At 30.4% G+C, this 20,384-nt stretch carries 20 protein-coding genes; 5 read left to right on the top strand and 15 right to left on the bottom strand.

Annotation, left to right across the window (positions count from 1 at the left end):
* Positions 1-105: 105 nt before the first annotated feature.
* The 4 genes from QVZ41_RS06430 to QVZ41_RS14590 all read right to left on the bottom strand — a co-directional run bounded on the left by QVZ41_RS06430 (position 106) and on the right by QVZ41_RS14590 (position 3,347).
* Complete coding sequence (locus QVZ41_RS06430; RefSeq protein ID WP_302883725.1) at positions 106-1,077, bottom strand: ribonucleotide-diphosphate reductase subunit beta; 972 nt, start codon at positions 1,075-1,077, stop codon at positions 106-108.
* Positions 1,078-1,351: 274 nt separating this feature from the next.
* Entirely contained in the window at positions 1,352-1,933 is a 582-nt protein-coding gene (locus QVZ41_RS06425) for a DUF3109 family protein (RefSeq protein WP_302883724.1), read from the bottom strand.
* Positions 1,934-2,002: 69 nt separating this feature from the next.
* Positions 2,003-2,752, bottom strand: a complete 750-nt coding sequence (locus tag QVZ41_RS06420; RefSeq protein ID WP_302883723.1) for a uroporphyrinogen-III synthase — start codon at positions 2,750-2,752, stop codon at positions 2,003-2,005.
* A 7-nt stretch (positions 2,753-2,759) separates the two neighbouring features.
* Complete coding sequence (locus QVZ41_RS14590; RefSeq protein ID WP_478221191.1) at positions 2,760-3,347, bottom strand: DUF4271 domain-containing protein; 588 nt, start codon at positions 3,345-3,347, stop codon at positions 2,760-2,762.
* A 151-nt stretch (positions 3,348-3,498) separates the two neighbouring features.
* Between QVZ41_RS14590 and QVZ41_RS06415 the strand changes: the two genes are divergently transcribed.
* From QVZ41_RS06415 to QVZ41_RS06405, 3 genes are read left to right on the top strand one after another with little or no spacing between them, the layout of a single operon-like run.
* Positions 3,499-4,221 (top strand): polyprenol monophosphomannose synthase, encoded by a 723-nt coding sequence (locus QVZ41_RS06415; protein WP_302883855.1) that lies wholly within the window; start codon positions 3,499-3,501, stop codon positions 4,219-4,221.
* Positions 4,222-4,224: 3 nt separating this feature from the next.
* Positions 4,225-5,562: a dihydroorotase gene (locus QVZ41_RS06410; RefSeq protein WP_302883722.1), complete on the top strand. Its 1,338-nt coding sequence runs from the start codon at positions 4,225-4,227 to the stop codon at positions 5,560-5,562.
* 2 nt (positions 5,563-5,564) lie between these two features.
* Complete coding sequence (locus tag QVZ41_RS06405) at positions 5,565-6,314, top strand: DUF4296 domain-containing protein (protein ID WP_302883721.1); 750 nt, start codon at positions 5,565-5,567, stop codon at positions 6,312-6,314.
* A 23-nt stretch (positions 6,315-6,337) separates the two neighbouring features.
* On the opposite strand, the gene QVZ41_RS06400 is transcribed toward QVZ41_RS06405, so the two are convergent.
* The 6 genes from QVZ41_RS06400 to rseP all read right to left on the bottom strand — a co-directional run bounded on the left by QVZ41_RS06400 (position 6,338) and on the right by rseP (position 11,936).
* On the bottom strand, positions 6,338-6,718 hold the full coding sequence (locus QVZ41_RS06400; RefSeq protein WP_302883720.1) for a DUF423 domain-containing protein: 381 nt from the start codon (positions 6,716-6,718) through the stop codon (positions 6,338-6,340).
* 3 nt (positions 6,719-6,721) lie between these two features.
* Positions 6,722-7,417: a tRNA1(Val) (adenine(37)-N6)-methyltransferase gene (locus tag QVZ41_RS06395; RefSeq protein ID WP_302883719.1), complete on the bottom strand. Its 696-nt coding sequence runs from the start codon at positions 7,415-7,417 to the stop codon at positions 6,722-6,724.
* 52 nt (positions 7,418-7,469) lie between these two features.
* The gene (gene rimM / locus QVZ41_RS06390) at positions 7,470-7,997 is read right to left on the bottom strand and encodes a ribosome maturation factor RimM (protein ID WP_302883718.1); all 528 of its coding nucleotides are present in this window, start codon (positions 7,995-7,997) and stop codon (positions 7,470-7,472) included.
* A gap of 19 nt (positions 7,998-8,016) precedes the next feature.
* A complete protein-coding gene (locus tag QVZ41_RS06385) occupies positions 8,017-8,562 on the bottom strand; it encodes a 30S ribosomal protein S16 (protein WP_302883717.1) in 546 nt (181 codons plus the stop codon).
* 96 nt (positions 8,563-8,658) lie between these two features.
* Positions 8,659-10,500, bottom strand: a complete 1,842-nt coding sequence (locus tag QVZ41_RS06380; RefSeq protein WP_302883716.1) for a cation:proton antiporter — start codon at positions 10,498-10,500, stop codon at positions 8,659-8,661.
* A gap of 101 nt (positions 10,501-10,601) precedes the next feature.
* A complete protein-coding gene (rseP, locus tag QVZ41_RS06375; protein WP_302883715.1) occupies positions 10,602-11,936 on the bottom strand; it encodes an RIP metalloprotease RseP in 1,335 nt (444 codons plus the stop codon).
* Between the two features lie 111 nt (positions 11,937-12,047).
* On the opposite strand from rseP, the gene QVZ41_RS06370 reads away from it, so the two are divergent.
* A complete protein-coding gene (locus tag QVZ41_RS06370) occupies positions 12,048-12,719 on the top strand; it encodes an SCO family protein (protein WP_302883714.1) in 672 nt (223 codons plus the stop codon).
* A 104-nt stretch (positions 12,720-12,823) separates the two neighbouring features.
* Here QVZ41_RS06370 and QVZ41_RS06365 read toward each other — a convergent pair whose 3' ends face one another.
* A complete protein-coding gene (locus QVZ41_RS06365; RefSeq protein WP_302883713.1) occupies positions 12,824-13,471 on the bottom strand; it encodes an HD domain-containing protein in 648 nt (215 codons plus the stop codon).
* The gene (locus QVZ41_RS06360) at positions 13,464-14,033 is read right to left on the bottom strand and encodes a 5-formyltetrahydrofolate cyclo-ligase (RefSeq protein ID WP_302883712.1); all 570 of its coding nucleotides are present in this window, start codon (positions 14,031-14,033) and stop codon (positions 13,464-13,466) included. The genes QVZ41_RS06365 and QVZ41_RS06360 overlap by 8 nt, the downstream gene beginning before the upstream one ends.
* A 63-nt stretch (positions 14,034-14,096) precedes the next feature.
* On the opposite strand from QVZ41_RS06360, the gene QVZ41_RS06355 reads away from it, so the two are divergent.
* Complete coding sequence (locus tag QVZ41_RS06355) at positions 14,097-15,095, top strand: NAD-dependent epimerase/dehydratase family protein (protein WP_302883711.1); 999 nt, start codon at positions 14,097-14,099, stop codon at positions 15,093-15,095.
* Here the strand turns inward: QVZ41_RS06355 and QVZ41_RS06350 are convergent.
* From QVZ41_RS06350 to QVZ41_RS06340, 3 genes are all read right to left on the bottom strand, one after another.
* A complete protein-coding gene (locus QVZ41_RS06350) occupies positions 15,087-17,246 on the bottom strand; it encodes a LysM peptidoglycan-binding domain-containing protein (protein WP_302883710.1) in 2,160 nt (719 codons plus the stop codon). The two genes, QVZ41_RS06355 and QVZ41_RS06350, sit on opposite strands and share 9 nt — an antisense overlap.
* A gap of 156 nt (positions 17,247-17,402) precedes the next feature.
* Positions 17,403-18,935 carry a glutamine-hydrolyzing GMP synthase gene (gene guaA / locus QVZ41_RS06345; RefSeq protein ID WP_302883709.1) on the bottom strand — a complete coding sequence of 511 codons (1,533 nt, stop codon included), beginning with the start codon at positions 18,933-18,935 and terminating at the stop codon, positions 17,403-17,405.
* 299 nt (positions 18,936-19,234) lie between these two features.
* Positions 19,235-20,317, bottom strand: coding sequence for a helix-turn-helix domain-containing protein (locus QVZ41_RS06340; protein WP_302883708.1), 1,083 nt, complete (start codon positions 20,315-20,317; stop codon positions 19,235-19,237).
* Positions 20,318-20,384: the final 67 nt, after the last annotated feature.

Here is a 20,384-nt window from a genome sequence, read left to right as displayed (position 1 = left end):
ATGCCTTTATCTTTTAAATTAGTTAGTTTTTAGAGAATAACATCCTATCAACACTATTTTCATAGCATTGTAGCATATTAAAAAAAGTGATTAATTTATTTATTCTTAAAAATCAGCATCAAAGCTAATTTCTCCTGTTCCACCAGATTTTACTCCTGCTTTTTGGTATTCTGAAACTCTTTTTTCAAAAAAGTTTGTTTTCCCTTCTAATGATATCATATCCATAAAGTCGAAAGGATTGCTAGAATTATACACTCTTTCACATCCAAATTCAACTAAAAGTCTGTCTGTTACAAATTCTAAGTATTGACTCATCAATTTAGCATTCATTCCAATTAAACTTACTGGTAAGGATTCTGTAATAAATACTTTCTCAATATCTAAAGCATCAATAATAATTTCTTTGATACGATCTTTAGGTACTTTATTTACAATATGGTTGTTGTGTAAGTGTACTGCAAAATCACAGTGTAATCCTTCATCACGAGAAATCAACTCGTTAGAAAAGGTTAATCCTGGTAACAATCCACGTTTTTTCATCCAGAAGATTGCACAGAAACTACCTGAAAAGAAAATCCCTTCAACTGCTGCAAAAGCAATCAAGCGTTCGGCAAAAGATTCTGACTCTATCCATTTTAAAGCCCAATCTGCTTTTAACTTAATCGCTGGGAAATATTCAATAGCTTTAAAAAGTTTGTTTTTTTCTTCTTCATTTTTCACATAAGTATCAATTAACAAAGAATATACTTCTGAGTGAATGTTTTCCATCATGATTTGGAAACCATAGAAGAATTTTGCCTCTGCATATTGAACTTCACTTACAAAGTTTTCAGCTAAATTTTCGTTTACAATTCCATCGGAAGCAGCAAAAAAAGCTAAAATATGTTTGATGAAATAACGCTCATCATCATTTAATTTATTTTCCCAATCAACAACATCTTGATGTAAGTCAATTTCTTCAGCTGTCCAAATACTTGCTTCTTGTTTTTTGTACCATTCCCAAATATCTTGGTGTTGGATAGGAAAAATTACGAATCTATTTGGGTCGTCTTGTAAAATTGGTTCAATTTGAGACATATCTATTATTTAATTTCTAGTGTGATTATTATTTTATCGTGCTAACAAAGATTGCAAAAAATAGTCTTGAATGAAAGAACTACTTATCCACAAATCTTGAAAGTTCTTAACAATCTGTCAAAATGCAGCATAAACACTGACTTTGTACAAAACACTAAAAAACAAGTGTTTATATTTAAAATAGTTTTAAATAAGTAATTTCAGATAATAAAAAAAAGCCCAACAAACAAAGAATTTGTAAAGGCTTTTTTTAACTTTTTTAAGAAAAAACTTGTTAACTCTTCTTCTGTTTTTTCCATTCTTCAGCAACTTTCTCTAACTCCATATACCAATTTTCTCCAAACTTTAGAATCAATGCATTTTTTAAAAATTTATATACAGGAACCTGTAGTTCTTTTCCCAAAGAACAGGCATCATCACAAATTTCCCAATGATGATAATTTACAGCCGAAAATTCTTCGTACTCTTGTACACGAACTGGATATAAATGACATGAAATTGGTTTTTTCCAATCTACCAATCCAAGATTATAAGCTTGTTCAATTCCACAAGAAGTAACTCCTTTTTCATCAAAAGTAACAAAAGCACATTCTTTGTTGTTTACTAGCGTTGTTTCATGCTCTCCAAACTTAGAAGTTGTGTAAGTCCCTTGTTCTTCAATAGCTTTTATTCCCTCTGAACGTAATAAATGCTTGATTTTTGGATATACCTCGTTTAATTTTTTAATTTCCTCATCTAACACAGGAGCTCCTGCTTCTCCCGCTACACAACACTCTCCTTTACAGGCCGAAATATTACACACAAAATCATTTTCTATGACTTCTTCTGATACTAGTGTTTTCCCTATTTGAAACATACGTGATTTGATATAAAAAAAGAGCCTATTAAAATAGGCTCTTTTGTATTTTTTTTCAAAAGTAAAAAATTATTTTTTATTTACTTCTTTAATATATTTTTCTAAAGCCATCGTCATAGAAGGAGTTTCTGGTGATGGTGCAGCAATGTCAACTTTTAAACCAGCTTCTGTTGCTGCTTTAACTGTTGAATTTCCATAAACAGCGATTCTTGTATCGTTTTGTTTAAACTCTGGAAAATTTTTAAATAATGATTGAATTCCAGATGGGCTGAAAAACACCAAAACATCGTAGGTTACTTTTTCTAAATCTGACAAGTCACTAGTTACAGTTCTATATAAATCAGCTCTGGTCCAATCAATTCCCATGGCGTTTAAAGATTCAGGAATTAAATCTTTTAATTTATCTGATGAAGGTAATAAGAATTTTTCTGTTTTATGCTTTTTAATTAACTCACACAATTCAGGAAACGTTCTTTTTCCAACATAAATTTTACGTTTTCTGTAAACCACATATTTTTGTAAATAATATGCGACTGCTTCTGATTGACAAAAATACTTTAATTCATTTGGCACTTTGAATCTCATCTCCTCAGCAATTCTGAAAAAATGATCTACTGCATTTCTACTGGTTAGTATAATGGCAGAATATTTTCCTAAATCAATTTTTTGGTTACGAACCTCTCTTACGGTTAATCCTTCAACGTGAATAAAAGATCTAAAATCTATTTTCACTTTTTGCTTTTCTGATAAAATCGAAAAGGGTGATTGTTGGTCTGTTTTAGGCTCTGGCTGAGATACTAATATTGTTTTTACTTTCATCTTTTTCTTACTCTGTATAGCTTTTGAATAAATAAATAAACGGCACTATTTCTAGCGTGCAAAGATACAAAATAATATACAAAATCTTGCCTGAGAGCAAGTTTTTATTATTTGAAATAATGATTATAAACCTAATAAAGTAAGCTATTAGAGCGATTATTAAGAGGTAATTTCGAGAAATATCAAAGCTGTTTAAATGTAAAAAAACGTAACATAAAAGCAAAAAAACCATCAATAACCAAACCACTAAGTAGCTGGTTTCCAGCATAAAAGTTTGTTTAAAGTATGTTTTTTTGTTAGATAAATTGTATAAAAACTCTGACACTAAATACTTTACAAAAAAATAACCTGTACTTAAATACATACAATGTATAAAGGCCTCAAAAAAATGTTGATAAATAAATTCATTATCATACAACAAGACCATCAAAAAAAGGGCAAAAACAACAGATAGGTACAAAAACACCAATACCTGATATAACGAAAGTGTACTTACAGAATCATGTGGATATTTATAAAAATATGGATTAGAAAACAGACTCTTAAAAAGAAGTTTTGTTCTGGTTAAATCTACCATGCACATTAAAAACACCATAAATAAAGGTGTAAACAACACCAAACTTAGCTTGTTATAATATGAATTATCTACGAGTTCTAACAGCATGTAATTTACTTAAAATATGGAATGAATGTTGCTACAAAATTAGGAATAAAAAAACGTAAATTTGGCAAAACAAATTTTAAGCATGAATCAGGCATTAATTATCATTCCTACTCTTAATGAAGTTGAAAACATCAACGCCATTATAAAAGCAGTATTTGATATTGATCCTAATTACCATATTTTAGTAGTAGATGATAATTCTACCGATGGAACCATTAACATCATTAAAAATCTACAAAAAACACATGCTAATTTACACCTAGAAATTAGAACAAACAACCGTGGATTAGGGAAAGCTTACATTCACGGATTTAAATGGGCCATTCAAAGAGATTATGAATATGTTTTAGAAATGGATGCTGATTTTTCTCACAATCCTAAAGATTTACAAAGACTAATTAATGCTTGTGAAGAAGGAGAAAACGATATTGCCATTGGTTCTAGATATATAAATAATAAAATTAATGTCATCAATTGGGATTTTAAAAGATTGATGTTATCTTACTTTGCCTCTAAATATGTAAAGTTTGTAACAGGAATTCCAGTATTTGACACCACTGCTGGTTTTATTTGTTATAGAAGAAAAGTGCTAGAAACCATTGATTTTAGTAAAATAAGGTTTACAGGATATGCTTTTCAAATAGAAATGAAATTTAAAGCATGGCTGCATAAATTTAAAATAAAAGAAGTTCCTATTATTTTTACAGATAGGACAAAAGGAACTTCAAAATTAGACGGCTCTATTATTAGTGAAGCTATTTTTGGAGTGATTAGAATGAAATTTAAAGGATTGACAAAAAAATAAATTATGGGTTGTACAGTAATTAAGGGGGCAAAAATTATTAACGAAGGGAAAATATTTAAACGTGATGTGTTGATTGAAAACGACATCATTAAAACCATCGCTAAAGAAATTAAAGTGCCTAAAAGTGCTTTGGTAATTAAAGCCAAAGGAAAATATTTACTGCCAGGAGCTATAGATGATCAAGTTCATTTTAGAGAACCAGGACTTACTCATAAAGCAAATATTGCTACCGAAAGTAGAGCTGCAGTAGCAGGTGGAATTACCACTTTTATAGAAATGCCAAATACTGTTCCACAAGCAACTACTCAAGAATTATTAGAAGATAAATTTGAAACTGCTTCAAAAACATCTTATGCTAACTATTCTTTTATGTTTGGTGGAACCAACGATAATTTAGAGGAATTGTTAAAAACAGATCCTAAAAAAGTTGCAGGAATTAAATTATTCTTAGGTTCTTCTACAGGAAATATGTTGGTAGATAATCCTGAGGTTTTAGAGAAAATATTTTCATCAACCAAAATGTTGATTTCTGTTCATTGTGAAGATGAACAAACCATTAAAGATAATTTTCAAAAAGCTTTAGAGGAGTTTGGAGAAGATATTCCTATGGCTCAACATCCTATTATCAGAAGTGCAGAGGCTTGTTACTTATCTTCTTCAAAAGCCATAAAATTAGCCGAAAAAACAGGAGCTAGATTACATATCTTTCACTTATCAACTGCGATAGAAACAGAATTATTTAGAAATGATATTCCTTTAAAAGAAAAGAAAATTACTGCTGAAGTTTGTGTACATCACCTAAGCTTTAATAGTGATGATTACGCTAAAAAAGGAACTTTTATTAAATGGAATCCTGCTGTAAAAACCAAAAACGACCAAGGAGCTTTATGGAGAGCTTTGTTAGATGATAGAATTGATGTGATTGCTACAGACCATGCTCCACATACTTTAGAAGAAAAACAACAAGTTTACACCAAGGCACCAAGTGGTGGACCATTAGTACAACACGCATTACCAGCCATGTTAAACTATGTTGATGAAGGTAAAATTACTTTAGAAAAAGTGGTAGAAAAAATGTGTCATAATCCAGCTATTCTTTTCGAAATTGAAAAAAGAGGTTTTGTAAAAGAGGGTTATTACGCAGATTTGGTTTTGGTTGATCCTGAAAAAAGATGGACGGTAAACAAAGACAATATTCTTTACAAATGCGGATGGAGTCCTTTTGAAGGAAAAACATTTAACAACACCATTACCCACACTTTTGTAAACGGAAACCTTATTTATGACAACGGAGTTTTTAACGACGACATCAAAGGAAAAAGAATTACATTTAATAGATAATGATGAAATTATTTTTTTACACATTGACTGTTTGCATTTTAACAGCTTGCAATAGTAATACCATTCTTAAAAAACCAGAAAATCTTATCCCTAAAGATAAAATGGTTAAAATACTTACAGAAAGTTATATTGCTAGAAACGCTCAAAGTGTTAAAAACATTAACAATGAAAGGAATATAAACTACCTTAGTTTTGTTTACAAAGACCAAGGAACAGACTCTGTTACTTTTAACGAAAGTTTAAGATATTACACAGCTGATATCAGTCAAAATGAAGAAATTTTAAAATTGGTTAAAAAATCTATAGATGAAAAACTAGAAGCGTTAAAAAAAGTAAGAGATGATATTTATGAGAAAAAAGTAGATTCTTTAAAAAAGGCTCAAGAAAAAGTAATCGAGAAGAATATTGCCCTTTTTAAAGAAACTCAGAAAAAAGAATTAAACACTAAAATAGATTCTATCAAAAAAACTAACAATTTTTTATTTAGTTATGCTTTAATAAAATTAGAGAAAAAATTAAAAGATAGTATTGGTATAAAATCATTAGTTGATAAAGAGAAATTCATAAAAGAAATCAATCAAAAAATTGATTTAACCACAAAAGTCAAAAACGATTCTATTGACAAAAGCATCGAAAAAATAAAAAAGCTACAACAAGAAATTCTCGAGAAAAAGATAGAAGACATTAAAAAGAAGCAAGAAGATTTTACAATTAAAAAAACCAGAGAATACGAACAACAGAAATATCTGTAAAAACAAAAAACTACTTTATTTAATTATAAAGTAGTTTTTTGTTTTAAGACATCTATTCCAATCATTATCCAAGAAGCTAGCAAGAGTAAACCTCCCAAAGGAGTTACAAACCATATGTATTTTGAAGGCACTACTCCCAAGGTTAGTAAATAAATAGAACCTGAAAAACATACAACTCCAAATATCAAAAATTTGGCTATTCTTTTCTTTTGATGCTCTGTAATCATCGGAATCAACATCACTATCAACAATAATAAACTATGAATCATTTGATACCTAACACCAGTTTCAAAACTATTCAATTCACTTACTGATAATATCTTTTTTAAAGCATGTGCTCCAAAAGCACCTAACATGACCGCTAATGCACCACTAAAACTAGCGATGGCTATGTATTTTTTCATAAATTACATTTTTAAATAAAAAGACTGGGTTAAATTAATATAGTCTGAGGTATAAACATGTCTGTCTAATTCTATCACAAGTTCATTTTTTGTACAATCTTTATGCTCTTTGGCAAAATAAAGCAAACTCCTTTTTACGGGTACGTCTGCCCTACCTTTTACTCTTGTTATTTTGTGTATATACAAATTTTGATCTTTAGCTAAATTGATAAAATTACTTTCTTCACTAAAAGGAATAATAAACGCACAAGTACCTTTTTCTGTTAACAATGATGCGGTATAAAACAACAAATCCTGAAAAGACAAATTATCAACATGTCTTGCCAAAGTTCTTTCAGCATCTTCATTTTGATAAGTATCCGTAAAATAAGGTGGATTCGAGACAATTAAGTCGTACTGAACATCGCTTTTAAAGCTTTGTAGACTACTGTTAAACACCTTTAATCTATTTGACCAAGGAGCATTGCTAAAATTTAATTGAGCCTCTGTAAAAGCATTTTCTGCAATTTCTACTGCATCAATCTTTGCTATTTCATTTCTTTGTGCCAACATTAAAGCAATTAAACCTGTTCCGGTTCCAATATCCAAAATATGATTTGCTTTTGTAATTGGTGCCCAAGCTCCTAACAAAACACCATCAGTCCCCACTTTCATGGCTGATTTGTCTTGAGAAATAGAAAATTGTTTGAATTGAAACATTGTAAACTTTAGAAAGCCTAAAAGTACAAATGTTTCTAATAAATAAGTAGAATTATGACAAATACATGTCTATCAATCCAGGAGGTGTTTGTAAAACAACACGCTTACCTTTACGATCAATTTCTTTGATGAATTCATCAATCATTGGGATCAAAATCTCTATTCCATTATTCATGATTTCAAATAGTGGTTGAGCAGTCGTATCATTGACACCATTAATAACTCCAAACTCACCATACTCTACATCCACAGCTGTAAAGTTGATAATTTCATGAAAATAAAATTTATTACCTGTTAATTTAGGTAAAAATGAAAGAGGTAAATAAATCCCCGAATTCATAATAGCATCTGCATCTTGTTCAGTATCTACTGTTTCAAAACGCACACGTAATTGATTTCCTTTTTGAAGCAATCTTTCTTCAATAAAAAAAGGAATCAAGTCTTTGCCGTGTTCGACAAAGACAGATTCCAAATTTTCATACAGTTCAGGTTCATCAGTGTCTAACTTAATAACCACCTCCCCTTTAAAGCTATGTTTTCTAACGATTTTGCCTAAATAAAAACAATCTTCTTTACGCATATCAATCGTTTAATAGAAATTACTCAGCAGTTTCTTCTGTAGCTTCTTCTGTTGCAGCCTCACCTTCAGTTGCAGTAGCTTCAGCAGCTTGTGCTTCAGCGATTAATGCAGCTTCAGCTTCTTTTACAGCAGCAATACGAGCAGCATTTACAGCTTTTTCTGCCTCTAAAGCTTTAGCTCTTTCCTCAGCTTGTGCCTGAGTTAAACCATCTTTTTTAGCTTGAATAGCCGCTTCTTTAGCCTCTACCCATGCTTGAAATTTAGCTTCAGCTTGCGCTTCAGTTAAAGCTCCTTTAGTAACTCCACCTTGTAAATGTTTTTTTAATAGAACTCCTTTGGTAGATAAAATTGTTCTTGCAGTATCAGTTGGTTGCGCTCCATTGTTTAACCATTTTACAGATGCATCAACATCTAATTCAATGATTGCTGGATTGGCATTTGGATTGTAAGTTCCTAATTTTTCTAAGAATTTACCATCTCTTTTTGCACGAGCATCTGCTGCTACTACGTAGTAAAAAGGTTTTCCTTTTTTACCGTGTCTTTGTAATCTAATTTTTACTGACATAATTTAAAATTGTGCAGGTTCACGACCTACGTTATTAATTTTTGAGAGTGCAAATATACAATTATTATCTTCTCTAAATAAACTTATTTTAAAAATCTATTCTTTTATAACTTCCTCTGCATCAGACAATGGCTCCCCAACATACACTAATTTAAAATCTTTACCTATTTTAAAAGATTTATTAGCTGATGCAATGACATATAATTCTCCATTTTCATCTGCTACAAACAACGGAATGGTATTGTTTTTTTCTGTTAACTGCTGATTTTTCTCTATAAAATCTTCTTGAGATTTAATATCAATCTCATTAACTTGAGGGTATTCTCTGATCAATTCACTAAACTTTAAAAAGTCATCTTTGGTAGATAAAAAATTACTTCCTGAATCAATTTTACCAGAATTTAGTTCCATCTCAGACACAAACCTGAATGAAGAAGCTTTATCAATGGTTTTCTTAAAACTACTAATAGCATGTTTATTTACTTTTTTACTAGCGGTTAAAGCTAGTAAATATCCTATGTCAGAAAATTCAATATTATCAGTTACCTCATCTGTAAAAACATCAAAGACTTCGGCATTTAATCCCATTTTTTGAGCAATACCAATATTTTCAGCGTTATTATCAATCAACACAACATACCTGTTTTTTTCTTCTAAATATTTAGCAATCACTCTAGAAACTTCTGAAGCTCCTACAATTAAAATTCCCTTTGAAGAACGTAAGAAAACTCCTAAAAGTCTGGCTACCATTCTAGCTGTAGTGGCATTTAACAAGACTGTACCTAACACAATTACAAAAACCAATGGTGTAATATATTCTGCTCCTGGTTCTCCTTGGGCAACCAGTTTTAAACCAAATAAAGAGGCAATACCAGCTGCTACAATCCCTCTAGGTCCCACCCAACTAACAAATACTTTTTCTCTGAATTTTAATCCAGAATTACGGGTGCTTAAAAACACTCCTAAAGGACGAACTATAAAAATAATAATTCCGAAAAGAGCCAATGTTTGCCAATTATTCACCAAATAAATATCACTGATATTCATATTTGCTGACAACAAAATAAAAAGAATTGAAATTAACAAAACACTTAATGATTCTTTAAAGTGAAGAATTTCTTTCAAATTTGGCAAATCAATATTTCCCAACACCATTCCCATCACCACTACTGATAACAATCCTGATTCATGAGCAAAAGAATCTGACAATACAAAAACACCTAATACATAAGCAAGTGTAAATACATTTAACAAATATTTAGGCACCCAATTTCTTTTCAAAGTGAAATTAAATCCATGAGCAAAAGTAAATCCAAAAGTGGTTCCAAATAGTATGATTTTTCCGAACTCCATAATAGCAGTTTTGGTAAATTCATGTGTTTGTTCAATACTGATAAACTCAAACACCAAAACAGCTACCAAAGCTCCGACTGGATCTATTAAAATCCCTTCCCATTTTAAAATAGCAGCCACATCTCTTTTTAATCTAATATTTCTAAGAATAGGTGTAATTACGGTAGGTCCTGTTACAATGATTAATGATGAAAACAAAAAAGAAATTGCCCAACTTAAATCAAATAAATAATGCACCGCTACCCCTGCTCCAAAAAAAGTGATGGTTGTACCAATGGTAATTAACTTAACAATGGCAGGTCCAACATTAAAGACTTCTTTCTTTTTAAGCGTTAAACCACCTTCAAAAAGAATAATACTAATGGCTAAGGATACGAAATAAAACAAACTCTCTCCTGCAAAAAGTCCTTTGGTACCATTCCAAACAGGTTCAATCCATTTAGAACCATCTGGGGTTATTAATGTAGAAACAGGCCCTACAACCAATCCCACCAATATTAAGGGTAAAATAGCGGGTAATTTAAGCTTCCATGCCAACCATTGTGCTAAAATTCCTAAAATAATAATCCCTGCTAATTCAATCATATTTAATTTATTTTAATCCCTTGTAAAATACACTTTTTTACATAAAAGTAAAGGTGTTCTTAGAGAATAAGAACACCTTTACTTTAAATAATATTATTTTTTTAAGATAGAAATCCTAATACTAATTTATAGATATCATTTCCATTGGCAAAAGCCAATAAAGAAAGTAATAATACAAAACCTGTGATTTGAGCATACTCTAAAAATTTATCACCTGGCTTTCTTCCTGTAATCATTTCATATAAAGTAAACACCACGTGTCCACCATCTAAAGCGGGAATTGGTAACAAGTTCATGAATCCCAACATGATTGATAAAAATGCTGTGTTTGCCCAAAATACTTGCCAATCCCAAACAGGCTTAAATATTTTAGCGATAGAAATAAACCCACCCATGCTAGTTGCTCCTTTTTTAGTAAACACATATTTAAACTGAGCCATATAATCTTTCAATGTCCAATAAGCAGCTGAAGCTCCTTTATTGATACTTTCACTTAAACCATAAGTTTGATGCTGTACTGTAAAGTTTTCTCCTGGATTAAATGCTGGGGCCACTCCTATTTTTTTATTCTCATCTGGAGTTACCGTTAAAGTAATCAAAGCTCCATTTCTATCTACTTCAACAACAATAGGCTCTCCTTTTGATTCTTGAATTTTAGAAGTAAAATCTCCCCAATAAACAGATTTCTTTCCATTTACAGATACAATTCTATCATGTTTCATAAATCCAGATTGTGATGCCGGTTGACCAGCAATTACTGAATCTATAACTGCTGCAAAACGAGGCGTAAATGGTTTTAAATCATTCAACTGCCACATTTCTTTTCCTATGTTTTCTGGAATACTTAAATTCTCTGTAGTTCCATCGGCATGTAAAACCTCAATGGTTCTAACATCTCTTAAAAACAATTGTTTGTTTACATCTAATACGTTTTCAACAGGTTTTCCATCTACTTTCAAGAAAGTATCTCCATCTTTAAATCCGTATTTTTTCATGGTTTGACTTACCGAAAAACCATTTTTAATATCTTTTGGCCCTACCACTTCTTGTCCCCAAACAGAGAAAATCATAATGTAAATAAGCAATCCTAACACAAAGTTTACAATCACCCCACCTAACATAATAATTAAACGTTGCCATGCTGGTTTAGAACGAAATTCCCATGGTTGTGCTGGTTGTTTCATTTGCTCGGTATCCATACTTTCGTCAATCATACCTGAGATTTTTACGTAACCTCCTAAAGGAATCCAACCAATTCCATAAACTGTATCTCCTATCTTTTTCTTAAACAGAGAAAACTTGTAATCAAAAAATAAATAAAACTTTTCTACTTTGGTTTTAAACAGTTTTGCAGGAATAAAATGCCCCAATTCGTGTAACACTATTAAAAGTGATAGGCTTAAAATAAACTGTCCTGCAATAATTAAATTCTCCATGTATTAATGTAATTCTTTTTTAAGTCGAACAAATGTACAACTTTAATTATGTGTTCATATTTTTTGTGTAAAGTTTCTTAAATGCTTTGTAACTTTGATAAAAATTTCATCATGAATCAACATTTTTTTGCCAAATCTAAATACACCATCATTGCTATGAGTGTATTGTCGATTATTATTATAGCATCTCTTTATCACCTCAACAACAAGTCAAAATCTTTGCCAATATACAACCCTACAGATGTAAATCCCAAATTGGTTGATGACAGTATGTTAAACATTTCTAAAAATCATACCATTGCTTCGTTTACATTGATAGATCAGGACGGAAAAACCATAACGGAAGCAGACTTTAAAGATAAAATTTATGTGGCTGATTTTTTCTTTACTCGTTGCGGAACCATTTGCCCTATCATGACTGACAACATGTCAACATTACAAGAAACTTTTAAAAACAATCCTAAAATTAAATTTTTATCACATTCTGTAACCCCTGTGATGGATAGCGTTCCTGTATTAAAAACCTATGCAACTGAGCATGGAGCGATTTCAGGAAAATGGCATATTACCACTGGAAGTAAAAAAATGATTTACAACTTGGCTAGAAAAAGTTATTTTGCTGTGTTAGATGAAGGAGATGGTGGAACTCAAGATTTTATACATACAGAACAATTTGTATTAATTGATACAAAAAAAAGAATTAGAGGTTTTTACGATGGCACCGATCTTAAAGAAATTGAACAATTAACCAAAGACATTCAGCTATTGTTAGCGGAAAAATAAAAACCCCGTTATATAAATAAATTATATAACGAGGAAATTGCTATGAAAAAGAAAGAGTTAATTTTACTTAACTCTTAATATCTGTCGTATTTATGATTAACGAATTACAAAACTCCATTAAATTCATCATAAAATTGTTTTAAAAAAATTTCCATAAACTGATGCCTTTCTTTGGCAATAGATTTTCCGGTTTCGGTATTCATTCTATCTTTTAACAATAGTAATTTTTCATAGAAATGATTGATGGTGGGAGCCTTACTATTTTTATATTCCTCTTTCGTCATATTTAAATTGGGTTTTATTTCAGGATCATACATTCCTCTATTTTTAAAACCACCATAATTAAAAGCTCTGGCAATTCCAATCGCTCCAATAGCATCTAACCTATCAGCATCTTGAACAACCTCTAACTCTTTAGATGAAAAATTTTGCCTTTCTTTACCACCTTTAAAAGAAATATTCTCAATAATTTTAATAACATGTTCAATAACAAATTCCTCTACTTGTTGTGATTTTAAAAAATCTCTTGCTACTTTAGGCCCTATGGTTTCATCTCCATCATTAAATTTAGCATCTGCAATATCATGCAACAAAGCTCCTAAAGAAACAATCTGCAAATTGCAATCCTCGGTTTTGGCAATCAACAATGAATTTTTATAGACTCTTTCTATATGGAACCAATCATGTCCACCTTCTGCATTATGTAATTGTTCTTTTACAAAAGCAATAGTATTATCTATTAAACTATTCATTAAAATGATAAATTTTATTTGGAGTGACACAATAATCTAATGGAAAATCTCCTTCGTAAACATCTTCTATTTCTTGTTCAGCCTCAAAAAAAGACAATCCTATTTTAAGGGTTTCAGGGGTACATTTTGATAAGAAATCATCATAAAACCCTTTTCCATACCCTACTCTATTCCCTTTCTTATCAAAAGCCAACAAAGGAATAAAAACGACCTCAATCATGTTTTCTGGAACAGGTAGTCCATTCATCGGTTCAGGAATTCCATATTTATTTACTTCTAACTTCGTATTTTCTGTCAATAAAAAATGAGATAAAGTATTATTTTTAAAGTTTGATTTTGATACCACAACCTCTTTATTTCTAGCAAACAGAATATGTAAAATTTGTTCTGTATCAATTTCTTTTTGTTCTTCAATAGATAAAAAAAGATGATAATACGTTTTATTCCAAACGTCAATTTTTAATAATTGATTGGCAACTCCAATACTTTTTAACTCAACCTCTTCTTTACTCAATTCGCTCCTTAAGGATTTATACTTTTTCCTTAATTCATTTTTATTCATCTTCTAAACTTTGAAAAACAAAATTAACAATTAATATTTCCTAAAATTGATTAATTTCGAACTATGATTTTAGTAACAGGAGGAACAGGCTTGGTAGGTGCTCACTTACTTTATAAATTGTGTAAAGTAAACTCGCAAGTAGTTGCATTGTATAGAAATGCAAAAACACAAGAAACCACCAAAGAAATTTTTGATTTGTATGGAGATTCAAACAATTTTAATAAAATTATTTGGAGACAAGCCGATATTACCGATATTCCTGCTTTAACAATTGCTTTTAAAGACATTACACATGTTTATCATGCTGCAGCCATGGTTTCTTTTTCTCCTAAAGACAGTGAAAAACTAAGAAAAGTAAACATAGAAGGAACAGCAAATATTGTGAATTTTTGCATTGCTAACAACATTAAAAAATTATGTTACGTTAGTTCTATTGCGACACTTTCTAAAAAACCTGGATTTACTATAATGGATGAAGATTCTGAATGGAACCCAGAAGGAGATCATAGTGATTATAGTTTATCTAAATTTGGAGGTGAAATGGAAGTATGGAGAGGTTCTCAGGAAGATTTAGAAGTGGTGATTGTAAATCCAGGAGTGATTTTTGGTTTTGGAGCTTGGAATGTAAACACTGGAAAACTATTTCATAAAATCAAAAAAGGATTCCCGTTTTATACTACAGGAGTTACAGGAGTGGTTGATGTAAATGATGTTACAAATGCTATGATTGCTTTGATGGATAGCAATATTAAAAACGAACGTTTTGTGTTGGTAAATGACAACTATAGCTTTAAAGATCTTTTTACTTTAATTGCCAACAAGCTTGGTGTAAAGCCTCCAAAATACAAAATAGGAAAAAGCGTATCCGAAATTATCTGGAGAATTAATAGTTTCTTTTCAATAATTAGTTTTGGAAACTTACAAATAGGGCTAAATAAGTATAGTGTAAAAGCTTCACAGAAAAAAAGATTTTACGAGGGTAGTAAAATAAAAAAGAGTGTAGATTTTACCTACACTCCTTTTGATATTACGATTGAAAAAATAGCTTCTAAACTATCTTAATCTTACTATTTTTAATCCATCCTTCTTTGTGTTTTCTATGGCATTTACAAACACAGCCTGATTTGTTTTGGTTGGAACGCCTCCCTTTTTATAAACAAAAGCCGTTTTGGTTCTATAAGAAGGTGCAAATAAATTTTTCCCTCCTGTTTTAGTTTTTAAAACACGTAGAATAGCATCATACGTTACATCAAAACCACGAGTTGCATGGTAACTTGGATACTGATTGTTTTTTCTTACATACGATTGTTCAAAAGATTTATTTTCAATTTCTCTGTACTCAACTTCGTCTGTAGCATATGTATAATGATACTTATACAAAGATTCATAAGCTAACTTGTTGATGTAATCTGATTTTTCAAAAGACAAAATCCTCACAGGAGTTTTACTTTTATTTTCCTTTGGTAAACTCATCACATTGTTAAAAACATCTGAAGTTACTACGTTGTCTGTGTCTGCAATTAAAATCCAGTTAGGTTTGTCTAATTTAATTTTACTTAAAAATTCTGCTTTAGAAATATAACCATTAGCTAAGGTTAAAATAGAAACATCATCTGTTAAAACATTTCCTACACTATCTTTTTTTGATAATTGATTTTTCAATCTTAATAAATCGTTTCTTTTTGCATTCAATCCTACAATTAACAAATGTTCTCCTTTTCTATTTTCTTTGATAAAAGCTAAAATTTCTTTTTCAAACAAACTTTTTTCAGAAGAAGTTTTAATCAAATTATTATTCATAAAAGTAGATTGCTTTTTAGAATAAATAGGATAATATACTGGAGTGCTTGTAAATTGAGTTGCTACATACATTGCGTTAGAACTATACAATGGCCCTATAATTACATCTGGTTCCATTGCTTTAAACTTTGCTATATTTTTATAAATAGAATCCACAGATTTTTCTGTATCAACAACATTTAATTCAACCTGAACTCCTTGTTTTTTTAAAGAATCAATGGCGATTTCTACTCCTAAATAAAAATCAGAAACATAAGTTGGCAATCCATTTGGATTTGAAAACAATTCTTCTTTCGATAAAGAATCATTTTTCTTAAAATCAAAAGGAAGCATTACCATCGCTTTTACTCGCTTGTTTGTTACAATAGAATCTTTAAACCATTCTTTATTCCCAAACAGCTGATGTGTTTTTTTAAACCCCATTAACAATTTCCCTCCATTGTCTACTATATTTTTATATGTTGGATTTAAAGATTTTAAAGAATCTAAAGACATTTTATATTTCTCTAAAACTACTGACAAAGTATCTTTTTGGTTGTAGTATTTATAAAAAACAGGTGTTTGCTTATAGAATGGAGAAGCCGTACTTACCGCCACACTTTCTATTACTTTTTTTGGTAATTTCAATACGGTTCCAATCACCAAACTATCTACTACAACAGTATCGTTCACCGCTAAAAGCTCTTTTACGCTAATTCCATATGATTTAGAAACACTGTACAAAGTCTCTCCTTTTGCAATTACATGCGAGTTTTTATCTAGATTTTCACTTATCTGCTTTTGAGCAGCTGGATCGTTAGACTCAGGAATCTCCAAAACAGAACCTACTTTTAAACCATCAATAGCAATTTTTGGATTGGCAACTTTTAAATCTTCAATAGTTACATGGTATAACTTAGAAATTCCATACCACGTTTCCTGTCCTTTTACAATGTGATTTTTTGATGCTTCTAAAATTTTTGGTGCTTTGTATGGAACCTTTAATTCTTGTCCAATTTTTAAACCATCAAAAGTCAAAACCGGATTGTCTTTAATTAGGGTAATCATTTCTACATCATACAACTTAGAAAGACTATATAATGTTTCTTTTGGCTCTACAATGTGTATTACCATAGAATCTTTAGAAGATGCATTTACTAAGTCTTTCTTATCATCTGGCCTACGATCTTTAGGTCTTTTTATTTTTTTATCAAGCTTTGGAGCTTGGGTAGGAATTTTTATTAAAGTGTTAGATTTTGGCCACCTAGAGATTTCAGGATTTGCTTTCATCAAATCTTTGTAACTGATATCAAATTTTTTAGCTACATCTCTTAAAGACTCCCCTTTTTCTGTTTTGTATTCTTTTATGGTTTGTGCAAACACAGAAGCACTCATCATGATTAAAAAAAAGCTGAAAATTTTAAATATTCGCATAATTTATAAGGTTCTTTTTCTAATGGCAATATTACATATATTATACCAATTATGTGTAATTCATATAAGGTAATGATTTGCTCAAATCAGTTTACTTAAAAAAGAAACGCCAAACAACATAAGTTATTTGGCGTTTTGTATCATCATTTATTAAAATTATTCCCACTCAATTGTTGCTGGTGGTTTAGAGCTAATATCATAAACAACTCTGTTTACTCCTTTAACATTATTGATAATTTTATTAGAGATTTCTTGTAAAAATTTATATGGTAAATCTACCCAGTCAGCTGTCATACCATCTGTAGATTCTACTGCACGCAAAGCAACTGCTTTTTCATATGTACGTTCATCTCCCATAACTCCTACAGATTGTACAGGAAGCAAAATAGCTCCGGCCTGCCAAACTGAGTCATACAATCCATGTTCTTTTAATCCGTTGATAAAAATCGCATCAACCTCTTGTAACATCGTTACTTTTTCTGCTGTAATATCTCCTAAAATTCTAATCGCTAATCCTGGTCCTGGAAAAGGATGACGTCCTAACAATTCAGGATCAATTCCCATAGATTTTCCTGCTCTACGAACTTCATCTTTAAAAATCATACGTAAAGGCTCTACAATCTTTAATTTCATAAAGTCTGGTAAACCTCCTACATTGTGATGAGATTTTATGGTTGCTGACGGCCCTCCATCTGCAGAAACAGATTCAATCACATCAGGATAAATCGTTCCTTGTGCCAACCATTTTACATCTTCTATTAAATGAGCTTCTTGATCAAAAACATCAATAAATGCTTTTCCAATCGCTTTACGTTTTAATTCGGGATCAGACAAACCTGCCAATTCTTTTAAGAATCTTTCAGAAGCATCTACTCCTTTTACGTTTAAGCCCATTCCTTCATATTGCTTTAATACGCCCTCGAACTCATTTTTACGTAACAAACCGTTATTTACAAAAATGCAGTATAAGTTATCACCAATCGCTTTGTTTAATAAAACAGCTGCAACCGTAGAATCTACTCCTCCAGACAATCCTAAAACTACTTTATCGTTTCCTACTTTGTCCTTAATTTCTTGAACCGTAGTATCAACAAAATTATCTGGTGTCCATTCTTGAGCAACTCCTGCAATTTTCACTAAAAAGTTTTCTAGTAATTTAGTTCCATCTGTAGAGTGATATACTTCTGGATGGAATTGGATTGCATAAGTGTCTTCTCCTTTTATATGATATGCTGCATTCCTTACATCTGGTGTGCTTGCAATACATTCATAGTTATCAGGTAAACTTAAAATAGTATCAGAGTGACTCATCCAAACTTGACTTCCTTCTTTAATTTCATCAAATAAAGGATTGGTATGATCTAAGAAAGATAAGTTGGCTCTACCATATTCTCTTGTGCTTGATGCTCCTACTTCACCACCAAAAAAGTGCGCTAAGTATTGAGCTCCATAACAAATCCCTAGTAATGGTTTTTTACCTTTTACTTCTGATAAGTCAATTTTAGGAGCATTCTCACCTCTAACAGAGTGTGGAGAACCCGATAAAATAACTGCTTTATAATCAGCAAAATTGTATTTTTCGCTGTTGTATGGGTGAATTTCACAATAAATGTTCAATTCTCTCACTCGACGAGCTATCAGCTGCGTAACTTGAGATCCGAAATCTAAAATAAGTACTTTTTGTTGCATACACAAAAGTAACTTTTTTTGATTTGATTTCAAACCTTGTTTTAGTTATTCTTGACATCTAAATTCAATTTGTTTATTCTAACAAAAAAGCTGTTAAAACGAATTTTAACAGCTTTTTAAACGAAATAAATTTGACTTTTACTTCTTAATCAATCTCATAGCAAGTTTTGAAAATTGAGGATATTATATATAAGTATAAAATGTTTTAAAATTTTATACTCATCTTAACACTTAAGTTATCTATGCAAAGATGCTATACTAAGACTTATCAACTATACCCCAAAAAGACTTTTGTATCCCTAAAAGACATTTTTAAGTTTTTTAGGGGTTTCTGAGGGTAAAAAACCATTGGTATTTAAAAATGCTTTTGAGAATTTACTATAATTTTCATAATGAAACATAGTAGCTAGTTCTTTAATTTTACAATCTTGTTTGTTAAGTATTTGTAAGGCTAGTTTCATTTGTTTTTCCTTAAAATACCCATAAATGGTAGTGCCATATAAAGCTTTAAAATCTTTTTTTAATTTAGTTGGAGAAACTTTAAACATCTCAGCAATTTCTTCAATTCCCATAAATTTTTCAAGTAAGTGATCCAACAAATAGTCTTCTACATTTTTCAAAAGAATTCTATCCTTACTTTTTAATTTTGATGTTTTGGAAACTACAGCATGTTCATAATTCTCTAAAAACAATTCAAAAAAAGCATAAGTCGTTTTTTTTAGCGAGATATAATTTGGTTTTGTATCTGAATTAAAAGCATTGTAAAACTCATTATAAACTGTTCTAAACTCTTCAATATTGATAGCATAGTTAATAAAGTCTACATTTTTATTTTCAAACAACTCAATAACTGATGCAGGTAAATTTGGTAATGTTTTAATATTATTTTCATACCAAGCCTTATCAAAATATATTTGATATAAATTCTCTGTAGCTCCTTTGAAATGAAAATTTTCAAATTTTATTTTGGGTCTTAGAAAACTCAATGAATAATTTTTTACTACAATATTATTGATCTTATAATACTTAGAAGGATATTCATTTTTAACCTCATTAATAATTAAACAATAATAGGTTGATGTTTCCGATTCATCATATATAGGAGTAAATGAAAGATTGTTCTTAAAATAAATATGAGAATTAATACACCACAATCCCTTTTCAAGTTCTACATAACCAATTCTAGATTTAACAAAGGAGTTATCACAATAAGTCAATTGTCTTTCAGCATCGTGTTTAACAAAAGGATATTTAATATTACTTTCAACTATTAATTCTGGAGAGTTTGCTAGGTAAAATAGTTTAAAAAAACCGTTAGAATAAGAAAAAAAATAGGGTTTATATTTTATAAACCATTTGTTAATTTTAGTCACTACATTCATCAAAAATATTTAATTAATATGCCCAGTCTCTTCTCGTAGCTTTTCAAAAATAGTTTTTTTTATTCAA

The sequence above is a fragment of the Wenyingzhuangia gilva genome (assembly GCF_030519655.1).
In the GTDB taxonomy this organism is placed as follows: domain Bacteria; phylum Bacteroidota; class Bacteroidia; order Flavobacteriales; family Flavobacteriaceae; genus Wenyingzhuangia; species Wenyingzhuangia gilva.
The sequence above is the reverse complement of the archived record's forward strand: the minus strand, read 5'-3'. Positions and strand labels throughout refer to the sequence as shown.

Coding starts and splice junctions, on each gene's coding strand:
- guaA (WP_302883709.1), bottom strand. CDS start 18,935: ATGCAACAAAAAGTACTTATTTTAGATTTCGGATCTCAAGTTACGCAG.
- QVZ41_RS06425 (WP_302883724.1), bottom strand. CDS start 1,933: ATGTTTCAAATAGGGAAAACACTAGTATCAGAAGAAGTCATAGAAAAT.
- QVZ41_RS06385 (WP_302883717.1), bottom strand. CDS start 8,562: ATGTCAGTAAAAATTAGATTACAAAGACACGGTAAAAAAGGAAAACCT.
- QVZ41_RS06415 (WP_302883855.1), top strand. CDS start 3,499: ATGAATCAGGCATTAATTATCATTCCTACTCTTAATGAAGTTGAAAAC.
- QVZ41_RS06420 (WP_302883723.1), bottom strand. CDS start 2,752: ATGAAAGTAAAAACAATATTAGTATCTCAGCCAGAGCCTAAAACAGAC.
- QVZ41_RS06380 (WP_302883716.1), bottom strand. CDS start 10,500: ATGATTGAATTAGCAGGGATTATTATTTTAGGAATTTTAGCACAATGG.
- QVZ41_RS06370 (WP_302883714.1), top strand. CDS start 12,048: ATGAATCAACATTTTTTTGCCAAATCTAAATACACCATCATTGCTATG.
- QVZ41_RS06395 (WP_302883719.1), bottom strand. CDS start 7,417: ATGTTTCAATTCAAACAATTTTCTATTTCTCAAGACAAATCAGCCATG.
- QVZ41_RS06365 (WP_302883713.1), bottom strand. CDS start 13,471: ATGAATAGTTTAATAGATAATACTATTGCTTTTGTAAAAGAACAATTA.
- rimM (WP_302883718.1), bottom strand. CDS start 7,997: ATGCGTAAAGAAGATTGTTTTTATTTAGGCAAAATCGTTAGAAAACAT.
- QVZ41_RS06350 (WP_302883710.1), bottom strand. CDS start 17,246: ATGCGAATATTTAAAATTTTCAGCTTTTTTTTAATCATGATGAGTGCT.
- QVZ41_RS06430 (WP_302883725.1), bottom strand. CDS start 1,077: ATGTCTCAAATTGAACCAATTTTACAAGACGACCCAAATAGATTCGTA.
- QVZ41_RS06410 (WP_302883722.1), top strand. CDS start 4,225: ATGGGTTGTACAGTAATTAAGGGGGCAAAAATTATTAACGAAGGGAAA.
- QVZ41_RS06340 (WP_302883708.1), bottom strand. CDS start 20,317: ATGAATGTAGTGACTAAAATTAACAAATGGTTTATAAAATATAAACCC.
- QVZ41_RS06355 (WP_302883711.1), top strand. CDS start 14,097: ATGATTTTAGTAACAGGAGGAACAGGCTTGGTAGGTGCTCACTTACTT.
- QVZ41_RS06405 (WP_302883721.1), top strand. CDS start 5,565: ATGAAATTATTTTTTTACACATTGACTGTTTGCATTTTAACAGCTTGC.
- rseP (WP_302883715.1), bottom strand. CDS start 11,936: ATGGAGAATTTAATTATTGCAGGACAGTTTATTTTAAGCCTATCACTT.
- QVZ41_RS14590 (WP_478221191.1), bottom strand. CDS start 3,347: ATGGTGTTTTTAATGTGCATGGTAGATTTAACCAGAACAAAACTTCTT.
- QVZ41_RS06360 (WP_302883712.1), bottom strand. CDS start 14,033: ATGAATAAAAATGAATTAAGGAAAAAGTATAAATCCTTAAGGAGCGAA.
- QVZ41_RS06400 (WP_302883720.1), bottom strand. CDS start 6,718: ATGAAAAAATACATAGCCATCGCTAGTTTTAGTGGTGCATTAGCGGTC.